The sequence below is a fragment of the Paraburkholderia sp. BCC1884 genome, assembly GCF_900996225.1.
In the GTDB taxonomy this organism is placed as follows: Bacteria; Pseudomonadota; Gammaproteobacteria; order Burkholderiales; family Burkholderiaceae; genus Paraburkholderia.
On record NZ_CAAJGL010000068.1, the window covers coordinates 1131690 to 1144401 of the forward strand.

Sequence of the window (12712 nt, forward strand, 5' to 3'; positions counted from 1 at the left end):
AATGTTGGAGTTGAGGGGTTGCTGAAGTATTGCGTGCGCAATAACCCCCTGTCCAACACCGTCGGCGTCTAGTGTCATACCTCCGGGGTATAGCGGATATCACCGCCCAACATCGTTACGAGGTGCATGGGGTATCTTTTCCTCGTCGTACAGCCGATAGATGAGTTCAAGCATTTCCCGAATGTCGCGCGACTCGTCGAGCGCACGCATGCTCATGATGATCGGCGAAACCAGCGTGGGGTCGTCCAGTTCTTTGTAGCTCACATCGTCTCGCTTCAGGCCGTACACGCTGCTCGGGACGACAGAAATTCCTTCGCCCGCTGCTACGAGGCCTAGCGCAATCTGCAACTCCCGCACTTCATAGATCCGGCGAGGCTTGAGACCGCGGTCTTCGAATGCCGACAGCACCTGGTCTGCATAACTGGGGCGCGGCGCCTTGGGGAAAATAATCAGCGTTTCGTTGACGAGGTCACTGAGTGCGAGGACGGGCTTGGCCAGTGAGAGTGGATGGCCCTCCGGGAAGGCAACGATCATCTTCTCTTCGCGGAGAATCACCCGGCGGATGTTGGCGTCCTCGTGCCGAATGCGGCCGAACCCGACATCGATCTGACCGTCCTTGAGTGCTCGAATCTGGTCCATCGTCGACATCTCGTGAAGGCTGAGTTCGACGGTAGTGTTCTCGTCGCGAAAGCGCCGGATGATTTTCGGCAGCATTCCATACAACGTCGAACCCACGAAACCGACCGAGAGGCTGCGCTCGATGTTGCCTACGCGGCGCGTCATGGATTCCAGTTCGGACGTCTGAGCCAGTAATTGGACGGCGTGAGCATAAAAGAATTTACCCGTCTCGGTGAGCTTCAACGGACGCGAATCACGCTGGAACAACTGCACCTCGAGAATCTCTTCGAGCTGCTGGATCTGACGGCTCAAAGGCGGTTGCGCCATGTTCAGCCGCTGGGCCGCGCGCGTGAAATTGCGTTCCTCGGCTACGGCGACGAAATAGCGAAGATGCCGTAGTTCCATTTCAATACCTCGTAGATATAGACCGATACTAAATCAGTGTTGGACGCGGTCTTCTGGCGTCCATTATTCTGCATTCACACTCTGTTTCAGCACCCATTATACCTCTCAGGCATATTCAAACGGGCGCTAAACCAAGGGTTTACCCCATCAGAAAATAGAGATTCAGGAGCAGACATGAGCGTCAAAGTGTTCGATACGAAGGAAGTGCAAGACCTGTTGAAGGCTGCTACCAACGTGAGCAGCCAGGACGGCGGTGCTCGCGCCAGGCAGATCGTGAATCGCCTGCTTGGCGACCTGTTCAAGGCCATCGACGACCTCGACATGACGCCCGACGAAATCTGGGCCGGCGTCCACTACTTCAACAAGCTCGGTCAGGACGGCGAAGCTGCGCTGCTGGCTGCCGGTCTCGGTCTGGAGAAATACCTCGACATCCGCATGGACGCGGAGGACAGGGCGGCTGAAATTACCGGCGGCACGCCGCGCACCATCGAAGGTCCGCTGTATGTCGCCGGTGCGCCGGTGCGCGAAGGCGTGTCGAGAATCGATATCGATCCGGACGAGGATGCCGGCCCGCTGGTGATCCGCGGCACGGTAACCGGCCCGGATGGCAAGCCCGTTGCGGGGGCGCTGGTCGAATGCTGGCACGCCAATTCGAAAGGCTTCTATTCGCACTTCGACCCGACCCGCGCGCAGAGCGAGTTCAACCTGCGCGGCGCGGTCAGCACCGGCTCCGACGGCAAGTATGAGTTCCGTACGCTCATGCCGGTAGGCTACGGTTGCCCGCCGCATGGCGCGACCCAGCAATTGCTGGACGTGCTCGGCCGCCATGGCAACCGCCCGGCGCATGTGCACTTCTTCGTCACCTCCGACAAGTCCCGCAAGCTGACGACGCAAATCAACATCGAGGGCGACCCGTTGATCTGGGACGACTTCGCTTACGCAACTCGCGAAGATCTGATTCCCCACGTGGTTGAAAAGACCGGCGGCGCTGCGCTGGGAATGAAGACCGATGCGTATAAGGAAATCCAGTTCGACATCGAGTTGACTCCGCTGATTCAGGGCAAGGATAACCAGCTCGTGCATCGCCCGCGCGTGTCTCTCGGCGCCTGACCGCTGAACGCGGCCGCTGCGTCATACCACTGCTGCCGCTCAATCCTTCGCAAGAATCTTTCGACACTGATGCGCGTGCTCCATGACCCGGAGCATGCGTAGGAGAGCACTCATGTCCGCAACTTTCGACAAAGCCTCGCAACTCGATGAACTGCTGCACACCGCGGTTCAGGACGACAAGCAAAACGGTGTATTCCGTTGCCGCCGCGACATCTTCACGAACGCCGAAGTGTTCGAACTCGAAATGAAGCATATCTTCGAGAGCAACTGGGTATATCTCGCGCATGAAAGCCAGATTCCCAATAACAACGACTACTACACCACCTGGATCGGCCGCCAGCCTGTCGTGATAACTCGCGACAAAAGCGGTGAACTGCACGCGGTCATCAATGCCTGCGCGCACAAAGGCGCGATGCTGTGCCGTAAAAAGCACGGCAACAAAGGCACTTTCACGTGTCCTTTCCACGGCTGGAGCTTTGCCAACACCGGCAAGCTGCTGAAAGTCAAAGACGTGAAGACCACCGAATATCCGATTCAATTCAATACCAACGGCTCGCATGACCTGAAAAAAGTCGCACGTTTCCAGAGCTATCGCGGCTTCCTGTTCGGCACGCTCAACGCGGACGCGATTCCACTCGAGGACTACCTCGGCGAGACGAGGGTCATCATCGATCAGATCGTCGACCAGGCCCCGGACGGGCTGGAAGTGTTGCGCGGCAATTCATCGTATATCTACGACGGCAACTGGAAGATGCAGATGGAGAACGGCTGCGACGGTTACCACGTCAGCACTGTGCACTGGAACTATGCCGCGACGATGGACCGGCGCAAGGTCGAGGGCACCAAGGCAGTAGATGCGAACAGCTGGAGCAAGTCGGTCGCCGGCGTGTACGGGTTCGAGCACGGCCACATCCTGCTGTGGACCAAGACGATGAACCCGGAAGTGCGGCCGGTCTATCAATACCGCGACGAAATCAAGGCACGTGTGGGCGAGGTGAAGGCGGACTTCATCGTCAACCAGACACGCAATCTTTGTCTTTATCCGAACGTGTTCCTGATGGACCAGTTCAGCACGCAGATTCGCGTCGTACGTCCGATCAGCGTGGACAAGACCGAAGTCAGCATCTTCTGTTTCGCGCCGAAGGGCGAGAGCGCATCCGACCGGGCTACGCGTATCCGCCAGTACGAAGACTTCTTCAACGTCTCGGGCATGGGCACCGCGGATGACCTCGAAGAATTCCGTGCCTGCCAGGCAGGCTATGCCGGCACCACTGCAATGTGGAACGACCTGTCGCGCGGCGCGCCGCTGTGGGTCGAAGGAGCCGACGCGAATGCAAAAAATATGGGCCTTAAGCCACTCATTTCAGGCGAGCGCAGCGAAGACGAGGGCCTGTTCGTATGTCAGCACGAGTACTGGGTCCACGTGATGCGCGACGCACTCAGGAAGGAACAAGGGGAGGCCGTGGCATGAGCTTCGATCACCAGAAAGTTTGCGCCACGCTGTTCCGCGAAGCGCGCCTGCTCGACGACCGTCAATGGGACGAATGGCTTGCCTGCTATACCGAGGACGTCACGTACTGGATGCCGGCGTGGGATGACGACGACCAGCTCACCGACGACCACGAGAGCCAGATTTCGCTGATGTATTACCCGGACCGTGGCGGCTTGGAAGACCGTGTGTTCCGCATCAAGACCGAGCGCAGCAGTGCGTCGATGCCTGAACCGCGAACCAGTCACAACGTTACCAATGTGGAAGTGCTGGCCGAGCGCGGGAACGAAGTGGACGTGCGCTACAACTTCAACACGCTCAGCCACCGTTACAGAACAACCGACCAGTTTTTCGGCACGATGTTCGTCACTCTGCGCAAGGTCAACGATGAACTGCTGATCTGCTACAAGCGCATCGTGTTGAAAGACGACTACATCCGCCAGGTACTCGACGTCTATCACGTTTGAGCGCAAACACCGCGGAATAGAGAAGTACAGGAGACAACATGTCCAGCTACAACATTGCACTGAATTTTGAAGACGGCGTGACCCGCTTCGTCACATGCAAGGCGGGCGAGAAGGTGCTCGACGCCGCCTTTCGCGCCAAAATCAATCTGCCGATGGATTGCTCGGATGGCGTGTGCGGCACCTGCAAGTGCCGCGCCGAGAGCGGAAGCTACGACCTGGGCGACGATTACATCGAAGATGCGTTGAGCGAGGATGAGAAGGAAGGCGGTCTCGTGCTCACCTGCCAGATGGTGCCGGAAAGCGATTGTGTGATTGCGGTGCCGGCATCGTCCACTGCATGCAAGACCGAGCAAAGCAAGTTCGCCGCGACCGTGACGAAGGTCGAAGCGCACAACGATGCGGCCATCGTGCTCGAGCTGGATGTGGAAGCGGCCGCGCCGGTATTTCTGCCAGGCCAGTATGTCAACATCGACGTTCCCGGCAGCGGTCAGCACCGTTCGTATTCTTTTTCGTCGGCACCGGGCGAATCGAAAATCAGTTTTCTGATCAAGAAAATTTCTGGCGGCGTGATGAGCACCTGGCTCGAATCCGCGCAGGCAGGCAACAAGGTCGAACTGACCGGACCGCTCGGCAGCTTCTATCTGCGCGCGGTCGAGCGGCCGTTGTTGTTCCTCGCCGGCGGCACGGGATTGGCGCCGTTCCTGTCGATGCTTGAAGTGCTGGCTCGCACGAATTCGCAGCAGAAAGTCCATCTGATTTACGGCGTCACGCGAGACCTCGACCTCGTGCAGGTCGATGCAATCGAAACCTACGTGGCGAAGCTGCCGAATTTCACATACAGCACGGTCGTGGCCGATACGGAGTCGACTCATCCTCGCAAGGGTTGGGTGACGCAGCACATGCCGGCGGAGGCCGTCAACGATGGCGACGTGGACGTGTACCTGTGCGGCCCGCCGCCGATGGTCGATGCGGTGCGCAAGCATTTCGACGACAACGGCGTGAAGCCCAACAGCTTCCACTACGAGAAGTTCACTCCCAACGCAGCTCCGAGGACCGCATGAGCACGCAACGATTCGCCGGCAAGGTCGTGGTGGTCACGGGCGCCGCGCAGGGCATCGGTCGCGCGGTAGCGCTTCGCGCAGCCGCTGAAGGCGGCAAGGTGCTGTTCGTCGACCGCGCCGACTTCGTGTCGGAAGTCGCCGCCGAAGCGCACGGCGCGGACACGGCAGGGTTTGTTGCCGACCTCGAAACATACGAAGGCGCCGCGTCGGCGATGGCCTTCGCCGCGCGCACCTTCGGCGGCATCGACATTCTGGTCAATGGCGTGGGTGGTGCGATTCGCATGCGTCCCTTCGCCGAGTTCGAGCCTGCGCAGATCGATGCGGAAATTCGGCGCTCCCTCATGCCGACGCTGTACGCCTGTCATGCGGTCTTGCCGTATCTGCTCGAGCGTGGAGGCGGGACGATCGTAAACGTATCCTCGAATGCCACGCGCGGGATCCGCCGCGTTCCGTATTCGGCGGCGAAGGGCGGTGTGAACGCGATCACGCAGTCGCTGGCGATGGAATACGCGGAGCACAACATCCGCGTGGTCGCCACCGCGCCGGGTGGGACCGATGCGCCGCCGCGACGTGTCCCGCGTAACGCGATCGGCGATAGCGAGCAGGAAAAAATCTGGATGGGCGAAGCGGTGAAACAGGTCACTGAATCGACCTTCTTCAAACGCTACGGCAGCATCGACGAGCAGGCCGCGCCGATTCTGTTCCTCGCTTCGGACGAGGCGGGTTATATCACAGGCACGGTGTTGCCCGTGGCGGGCGGCGATACCGGTTGATCGTGCTGCGGGCATTTTCTGGGCGTCAAGAAGCTTGCGTTGTCTAACGGGATTCGTGAGCAATCAACACGGGCGGTTGTTTCCGCGCTGCCCAATCGAGCCGACGATATCGCCCGGCTCGCCATTCTTCTCGACGATGGTGAACCGTTCGTCATCGTCAAATATAAGAGAATTGGCTTGCCTAGAATGTGGTGCATATCGTCATCGCGATATCAACTCGGCACAAAATATTCTCGCGGCGGGACGTCGCCGTCTGGCAGTGGGAATCCTCGTCCTTTCCGCGCCCAGCGTGGCAGCCGCAGGCTGAGGGCGGGGAAGATATCAAAAACGGTTCCGCTGCCAATCTACTATGAGTGACCGATAAATCCTAACTGCCGCCTCGATGCGATCTACCCGGCAATACTCATCAGTCTGATGGGCCATCGCCGGCTCGCCAGGTCCAAGGATGACGATGGGCACATTCGGAAATGCCCGTTGTAGCACGCAACCGTCGGTGTAGTAGCTAGCCCCCTGCGGTGTGGCTGCCACACCAGTCTCCCTAAGTACAGTTGCGTACACCGATGCGATCCATGCATTATTAGGTTCAGAGAACACGCTAGGGAGGTCCAGCACCTGCTCGATGCCGTCCACGTCATCTCCCAAGTGGGAGCGAAGGGACTCTTTGACTTCCGTGTGGGTTGCACCTGGAACTGTACGCACATCCAAACCTAATTCTGCATAGTCCGGCACAATATTGATTGCAACACCACCATTCAAAGTGCCAACACTCAATGTCGGCCGGCCAAGAATCTGGTGGTCTTCAGCCTGAAACCGATATTGTTGAAGCCGCGCCAACACGCGCCCGGCCTTGTATAGCGCGTTGATACCATTTTCGGGCATTGAGCCATGAGCACTCTTTCCCCGCATCGCGAGGCGCATCCATAGAGCCCCTTTATTCCCCACTAGCGGAATATTCGCGGTCATCTCGCCAATAATGACGGCGCCTGCTCGATGCATTTCGACCTGGCTCTGAAGCAAGGACGCGGCCCCTTGGCAACCGGTCTCTTCGCTTGCCGTCAGGAGCAGCACGACGCCTGGCCCAGCCGCTAGTTCCTCCCGGCATTCGAGTACGGCTGCGACGAATGCCGCGATCCCCGATTTCATATCGCTACTACCACGCCCAAAAAGCTTCCCGTCGACTATCTCTCCGCCGAACGCACTCTTGCTCCATTCGGTGCGTCCTAGAGGGACGGTATCCATATGGCCGGCAAAGCAGAGCGGCTGGCCTTGCCCCGTACCCATGTACGCCACCAGGTTCGTTCTTCCTGGCGAAAGATCGTGCGATACGATGCTGAAACCAGCGCCTTTCAGGATTGGCGCGAGCAACGCCGCACAATCCGACTCGTTGCCGGGCGGATTTACTGTGTTGCATCGGACAAGTGCTTGCGTGAGTTCGACCGCGAGGCCGCTTGCGTTCATGTTCAGACTGTTCCTATCGTTTGCTGGACCTGTTACTGCTACTCCGGGAGCACCGCTATCGCGTCGACCTCGATGCTTGCGTTTGACGGTAGTCCATTTACTCTCACGAACGTGAACGGAGGGATGCTGCTGGTGCACAACTGCTCGAGTGCGCTTGTAAATCGCGCAAGTGCGCGGTCTGGTGATTCATTTACCTCCTCACCACTCACAAAAACGTGGAGATGTGAAAGTGCGGAGAGGTCGGTGCCGGACTCGGATAGTTGAGCGGAGATGCGAGCGAGCGCGGTGACGCAATCGGACGCGAATGATTGCGGCTGGGGGCTGACACCGCCAATTTGCAATTGCTGACCGATGCGCAATGCTTGGGTACCACTGGAGCGATTGAGATTGTTTGCGCCTAGACCCGAAAAGCGGAGTTGGGGGCGGTCACTGATTTCTGCGGTGCAGTCGATCTCAAGAACAAGCCCTTCGTACAGCAGGTTGACGCCGAATGCGGTCATTGGAGGCAAAGTACCACCGCAGGCTGCCGACACCTCAGTGACCATTTCACTCAGGCGCTGTTCAGACGCGGCGTCATCTCCGTCGTGGAGGTAGCAGATTTTGATCTGAGTTACGTGAGAAAAATCACCGCCGGCATCTTTAAGTACGTTCCGGACGTGTTCAAGCACATTTCTGGTCTGTAGCTTTACATCACCGAGTGCAGTCGCGCGGCCCGCTTCATCTGCTGAAACCTGACCGCCGGACCATACCTGATTTCCGACCTTCCAGCCCTGTGACAGCGGAACAGGGATACTCCAGTCCCAGCTTTTAGCTGGCATGATTCTCTTTCTGGCTTCAAGTGGTGTCGAAACCGCCTCGGCCTCAAATTGGATCATCGCTCCCGAGATGCCCATGCCTTTCACCCGTACGGCCGTTGCGGCCGGCCCGGGGTCCGGAAAATACTGAAGGCGTACTCGCGTCATCTTTTCCCAGTAGACCGTCGCGTCTTCTTCGACGCCTTCATACACGTAATAGGTGTTGAGTCGGACTAGGTCCCCCATGCGAAACCCCGCCTCCTCAACGGCCCGTTGGAGTTGCTGGAAAGCGGCGTGCGTTTGCGCCTCAATATCTCCGGCGCCGATAAGCTTCCCGTGGCTGTCTACGGGCAACGCACCTCCTACGAACAGATGTCGACCAAAGGCGCGGTTCTTTACAACAGTTTTCGGCAAAGTCGCGAGCTTGAATAAGAGGGACCCTTTGTCTTCCACAGAAATCTCCGCGAGTTAGCATGGTTTCAGTCAGGCTTAGCGCCTATTAGTGCTGTAATTTAGCGGGAAGCCTCTGCGCGGAACATCAGCCGATACCGAAGTTAAGTTGGGCGTTTCCGAAACCCGTTCAGGAATGTCCTTGCCGGTCGACCTGAACCCAAGACACTCTCACTCTCGACGTCGTATACAAAATCCGATCCTGAGCGGGGATCATGTGCTCGTCGACGGTCGATGTGACGAGGCCATGGTCAGTTGAGCCGGAGAATATCTTCTGTGCGCAAATCGGATTCGCGACCCGAAGAATTGGGTTCGACATCCTGAAATTCGGTGATGCATGTCCCACAAGCCACGTGAATCTGTGCATCGTCCCGCCCGGTGGGCCCGACACGAAGCATAGGATTCAGACTAAACGGTCGCGCGATGCTTGGTTTGACCTTCACCGAAGTGGACTTCGGAACGTCCTCATTCTTTCTTTATTTTTGTTTGCAAAGAATATTCCCAAGTTCGAACCTTACGGCATATGGCTGTGGGTGCCGAGCGAAAAGAGGGGACCCGTCAGAACGTCTGAAGATAGACCACGACGATAACTTTGTCCGATCACTTAGATGATGGTAGATGAAGATGAAACTCACAAATCGTTCGCCGTATTTTGCATCCATGCTGCTCGCACTGTCGTTTCTCGCTACCGGTTCTGCGACGGCAGCTGAAGACCAGGTATTCAAGGTTGGCATTACAGGTCCCCTGACCGGCCCGCAGGCGGCCATCGGGAAAGACGATGAAAACGGCGCGCGAATGGCACTCGACAAGGTCAACGCCCAAGGTATCGTTGCCGACGGGAAGAAAGTCCGCTTCGAACTGGTTTCCGTGGATGACGCGGCAGACCCTCGTACGGGCATGACTGTCGCCCAAAATATGATTGATTCAGGCGTTAAACTTGCTCTCGGACCGTACAACTCCGGTGTAGCGATTCCCACGTCAAAACTGCTCAACGACTCGGGCGTCCTGATGGCGACGGTCGCCACGAATCCTCAGATCACCGCTCAAGGTCTCCCCAACGTATTCCGGATCGCGGCAAGCGATTCACAGATTGGTGCCAAGATGGGGCAGTACGCTTCGAAAAACCTCAAGTTGAAACGGATGGCGGTTATTGACGATCGTACTGCATACGGTCAGGGGGTGGCCGATGAGTTTGTGAAGGCGGCCAAAGCGAACGGCATAGAGATTGTCGACCGCGAGTATACGTCGGATAAGGCAACTGATTTCTCTGCAATTTTGACTAAGGTCAAGTCGCAACGGCCAGATGGCATCTTCTACGGTGGCTACTATTCGCAAGGCGGTCCACTCCTCAAACAAATGACGCGCCTCGCCATGACGCAGTATCTCCTCGGAGGGGATGCGATCTGTAACGATGAACTTGGCAAGCTGGCGGGCAGCGCTGTCGACAGTCGCGCCTTTTGTGCACTCGGCGGCCCAGTTCTGGAGTCGTCGAAAGCGGGGCGTGATTTCAAGGCTGAATATGCCAAGCGTTATAACATCGATCCGCTCACTTACAGTTCATCAATGTACGACGGAGTCATGTTGCTCGCGGCGGCGGTGAAGAGTGCCAACTCGATAGATGTGCAAAAGGTGAGGGCGGCACTGCTCAAAGTGGATCAGCAAGGCGTTGCGGGTGATTACTCGTTCAACGAGAACCGCGACCTGAAAAACTCGCCCATCACCGTTTATACCTTCAAGAACTCGTCCATGACACCCGTGAAGGACGCAGCGAACTAGTCATCTCGCCGCAGTATCGGCGATCCGGCGCATTCGCTGCCGGACCACCTTTAGACAATGATCCAACGCCGGCACGCGAATCGGAGACATTTCGCGGCTGGAGATGGTGAGAGCACGGCACGCCGGTTGGGCTCGACACATGGATCGATAAACGGAGACTACTCATGGACATTCTTGTCCAGCAGATCCTCAATGGGCTTGTACTAGGTAGCGTCTACGCAATCATTGCGCTCGGCTACACGATGGTGTACGGCATTCTCGGCATCATTAATTTTGCACATGGTGATGTACTGATGGTCGGAGCGCTTGTAGCGCTATCGGCGATTTCCGTGCTTCAAAACCATCTGCCAAGCCTTCCTGGGCCCATCATGCTTGTCATTGCCGTTGTGATCGCCGCAGTTGTATGTTCAGTGCTCGGGTACACGATCGAACGGGTGGCATATCGCCCGCTCAGGCGGGCGCCGAAACTTGCGCCTCTTATTACTGCCATCGGCGTGTCGATCCTATTGCAAACGCTGGCAATGATGATCTGGTCACGAAACCCGCTCGCGTTCCCACAGCTGTTGCCAACGGACCCGCTCAATGTCATTGAGGCAACGAATACCGCGCCAGGCGCTGTGATTTCCATGACAGAAATTGTGATTATCATTGTGGCTTTTGCGGTCATGGGCGCTTTGCTGCTACTTGTGCACCGAACGAAACTCGGTCGAGCCATGCGCGCCATCGCAGAAAATCCGGGTAACGCGAGCCTGATGGGGGTGAACCCGAACTTTGTCATATCCGCAACGTTCATGATCGGTTCGGCGTTGGCTGCGCTCGCCGGCGTGATGATCGCGTCCGAATACGGCAACGCCCATTTTTACATGGGTTTCATTCCCGGTTTGAAAGCCTTTACGGCAGCTGTGCTCGGAGGCATCGGTAACCTGGGCGGGGCGATGGTGGGCGGGGTGCTGCTCGGTCTGATCGAGCAATTAGGCGCGGGTTACATCGGCGATTTGACCGGTGGGGTATTCGGAAGTAACTACCAAGATGTTTTTGCCTTCATTGTGTTGATCGTTGTCTTGGTGTTTCGTCCGTCGGGCTTGCTCGGTGAGCGTGTTGCGGACCGGGCCTGAGGAAAATAATATGACATCTATTAAACCGATTGAACCGTCTACGACGCTCCTCCCCGAAAAAAACCTGACGAGAATGCTTACGGTTGGCATAACGACTGCGATCTTCGTGATTGCAGCGCCCGTGATAATTGGTGCCCTGGGCGGCAACTACTGGGTACGTGTGCTCGACTTCGCGATGCTGTACGTGATGTTGGCACTTGGTCTAAATGTAGTAGTTGGTTTTGCTGGGCTTTTGGACTTGGGCTATATCGCCTTCTACGCCATCGGCGCCTACACAGCGGCAATGCTCTCATCACCGCATTTGACCTCTCAGTTCGAATGGATTGCGCATCTGTTTCCCGGTGGCCTTCATACCCCCATATGGATTACCGTGCCCGTGGCAATGTCGCTCGCGGCAATCTTTGGGGTACTCCTCGGTGCGCCGACGTTGCGTTTGAGGGGCGACTATCTTGCGATTGTCACGCTTGGCTTTGGAGAAATCGTTCGAGTTTTTATGAATAACCTCGATCGCCCGGTGAACATCACAAATGGCCCTAAGGGAATCACGGGAATCGATCCGGTGTCGGTGGGCAGTTTTAGCCTCGCGCAGACGCATACATTCGGCGATTTTTCGTTCCCGTCTGTGTACATGTATTACTACCTGTTCGTTCTCTGCGCGTTGCTCGTGGTGTGGGTCTGCACGCGACTCCAGCATTCTCGTATCGGTCGCGCTTGGGCCGCAATCCGAGAGGATGAAACCGCCGCCAAGGCAATGGGAATAAACACCCGCGACGTAAAACTGCTCGCGTTCGCGATGGGTGCGTCATTCGGTGGCCTTTCAGGTGCAATGTTTGGCGCCTTCCAGGGCTTTGTTTCTCCAGAGTCATTTACCTTCTGGGAATCTGTCGTGGTACTGGCGTGTGTGGTGCTAGGAGGCATGGGGCATATCCCCGGGGTGATTCTTGGAGCGGTTCTGCTCGCCGTATTTCCGGAGTTCCTCCGTTCTTCAATGGGTCCACTTCAAAACGCGATCTTCGGCCATCAAATCATAGATACCGAAGTGATTCGCCAGTTGCTGTATGGACTTGCGATGGTGGTCATCATGCTATATCGCTCGGAGGGCCTGTGGCCGGCAGCCAAACATGAGGACAAAATCGCAAAACTGGCTAAGCGTGGCGGGCGAAAGCCGGCGCGTGCTTAAGGTGGACAGGAGAGAA

At 57.2% G+C, this 12712-nt stretch carries 11 protein-coding genes; 8 read left to right on the forward strand and 3 right to left on the reverse strand.

What is annotated here, in order from left to right; translation table 11 throughout:
- Nucleotides 1-99: 99 nt before the first annotated feature.
- A complete protein-coding gene (locus tag FQ705_RS11895) occupies nt 100-1023 on the reverse strand; it encodes a LysR family transcriptional regulator (RefSeq protein ID WP_144140974.1) in 924 nt (307 codons plus the stop codon).
- Between the two features lie 174 nt (nt 1024-1197).
- On the opposite strand from FQ705_RS11895, the gene catA reads away from it, so the two are divergent.
- The 5 genes from catA to benD all read left to right on the forward strand — a co-directional run bounded on the left by catA (nt 1198) and on the right by benD (nt 5923).
- Entirely contained in the window at nt 1198-2133 is a 936-nt protein-coding gene (catA, locus tag FQ705_RS11900; protein WP_144140976.1) for a catechol 1,2-dioxygenase, read from the forward strand.
- 112 nt (nt 2134-2245) lie between these two features.
- The gene (locus tag FQ705_RS11905; protein ID WP_144140978.1) at nt 2246-3604 is read left to right on the forward strand and encodes a Rieske 2Fe-2S domain-containing protein; all 1359 of its coding nucleotides are present in this window, start codon (nt 2246-2248) and stop codon (nt 3602-3604) included.
- On the forward strand, nt 3601-4089 hold the full coding sequence (gene benB, locus FQ705_RS11910) for a benzoate 1,2-dioxygenase small subunit (protein ID WP_144140980.1): 489 nt from the start codon (nt 3601-3603) through the stop codon (nt 4087-4089). Before FQ705_RS11905 ends, benB begins: the two co-directional genes overlap by 4 nt.
- Before the next feature lie 38 nt (nt 4090-4127).
- A complete protein-coding gene (benC, locus tag FQ705_RS11915; protein WP_144140982.1) occupies nt 4128-5150 on the forward strand; it encodes a benzoate 1,2-dioxygenase electron transfer component BenC in 1023 nt (340 codons plus the stop codon).
- Nucleotides 5147-5923: a benzoate diol dehydrogenase BenD gene (benD, locus tag FQ705_RS11920; protein WP_144140984.1), complete on the forward strand. Its 777-nt coding sequence runs from the start codon at nt 5147-5149 to the stop codon at nt 5921-5923. Before benC ends, benD begins: the two co-directional genes overlap by 4 nt.
- Before the next feature lie 321 nt (nt 5924-6244).
- Here the strand turns inward: benD and FQ705_RS11930 are convergent, their stop codons facing one another.
- Nucleotides 6245-7381 (reverse strand): M20 family metallopeptidase, encoded by a 1137-nt coding sequence (locus FQ705_RS11930; protein WP_144140986.1) that lies wholly within the window; start codon nt 7379-7381, stop codon nt 6245-6247.
- Between the two features lie 38 nt (nt 7382-7419).
- Nucleotides 7420-8628 (reverse strand): RidA family protein, encoded by a 1209-nt coding sequence (locus FQ705_RS11935; protein WP_144140988.1) that lies wholly within the window; start codon nt 8626-8628, stop codon nt 7420-7422.
- A 615-nt stretch (nt 8629-9243) separates the two neighbouring features.
- On the opposite strand from FQ705_RS11935, the gene FQ705_RS11940 reads away from it, so the two are divergent.
- From FQ705_RS11940 to FQ705_RS11950, 3 genes are all read left to right on the forward strand, one after another.
- Nucleotides 9244-10401: a branched-chain amino acid ABC transporter substrate-binding protein gene (locus tag FQ705_RS11940; RefSeq protein ID WP_260854456.1), complete on the forward strand. Its 1158-nt coding sequence runs from the start codon at nt 9244-9246 to the stop codon at nt 10399-10401.
- Nucleotides 10402-10565: 164 nt separating this feature from the next.
- Nucleotides 10566-11516 carry a branched-chain amino acid ABC transporter permease gene (locus FQ705_RS11945; RefSeq protein ID WP_144140990.1) on the forward strand — a complete coding sequence of 317 codons (951 nt, stop codon included), beginning with the start codon at nt 10566-10568 and terminating at the stop codon, nt 11514-11516.
- A 10-nt stretch (nt 11517-11526) separates the two neighbouring features.
- Nucleotides 11527-12696 (forward strand): ABC transporter permease subunit, encoded by a 1170-nt coding sequence (locus tag FQ705_RS11950; protein WP_144140992.1) that lies wholly within the window; start codon nt 11527-11529, stop codon nt 12694-12696.
- Nucleotides 12697-12712 lie beyond the last annotated feature (16 nt).

What these genes read in the sequence shown, in the direction of transcription:
- benC (WP_144140982.1), top strand. Translation starts at nt 4,128, where the DNA reads ATGTCCAGCTACAACATTGCACTGAATTTTGAAGACGGCGTGACCCGC.
- benD (WP_144140984.1), top strand. Translation starts at nt 5,147, where the DNA reads ATGAGCACGCAACGATTCGCCGGCAAGGTCGTGGTGGTCACGGGCGCC.
- FQ705_RS11905 (WP_144140978.1), top strand. Translation starts at nt 2,246, where the DNA reads ATGTCCGCAACTTTCGACAAAGCCTCGCAACTCGATGAACTGCTGCAC.
- FQ705_RS11940 (WP_260854456.1), top strand. Translation starts at nt 9,244, where the DNA reads ATGAAGATGAAACTCACAAATCGTTCGCCGTATTTTGCATCCATGCTG.
- catA (WP_144140976.1), top strand. Translation starts at nt 1,198, where the DNA reads ATGAGCGTCAAAGTGTTCGATACGAAGGAAGTGCAAGACCTGTTGAAG.
- FQ705_RS11950 (WP_144140992.1), top strand. Translation starts at nt 11,527, where the DNA reads ATGACATCTATTAAACCGATTGAACCGTCTACGACGCTCCTCCCCGAA.
- FQ705_RS11895 (WP_144140974.1), bottom strand. Translation starts at nt 1,023, where the DNA reads ATGGAACTACGGCATCTTCGCTATTTCGTCGCCGTAGCCGAGGAACGC.
- FQ705_RS11945 (WP_144140990.1), top strand. Translation starts at nt 10,566, where the DNA reads ATGGACATTCTTGTCCAGCAGATCCTCAATGGGCTTGTACTAGGTAGC.
- FQ705_RS11930 (WP_144140986.1), bottom strand. Translation starts at nt 7,381, where the DNA reads ATGAACGCAAGCGGCCTCGCGGTCGAACTCACGCAAGCACTTGTCCGA.
- benB (WP_144140980.1), top strand. Translation starts at nt 3,601, where the DNA reads ATGAGCTTCGATCACCAGAAAGTTTGCGCCACGCTGTTCCGCGAAGCG.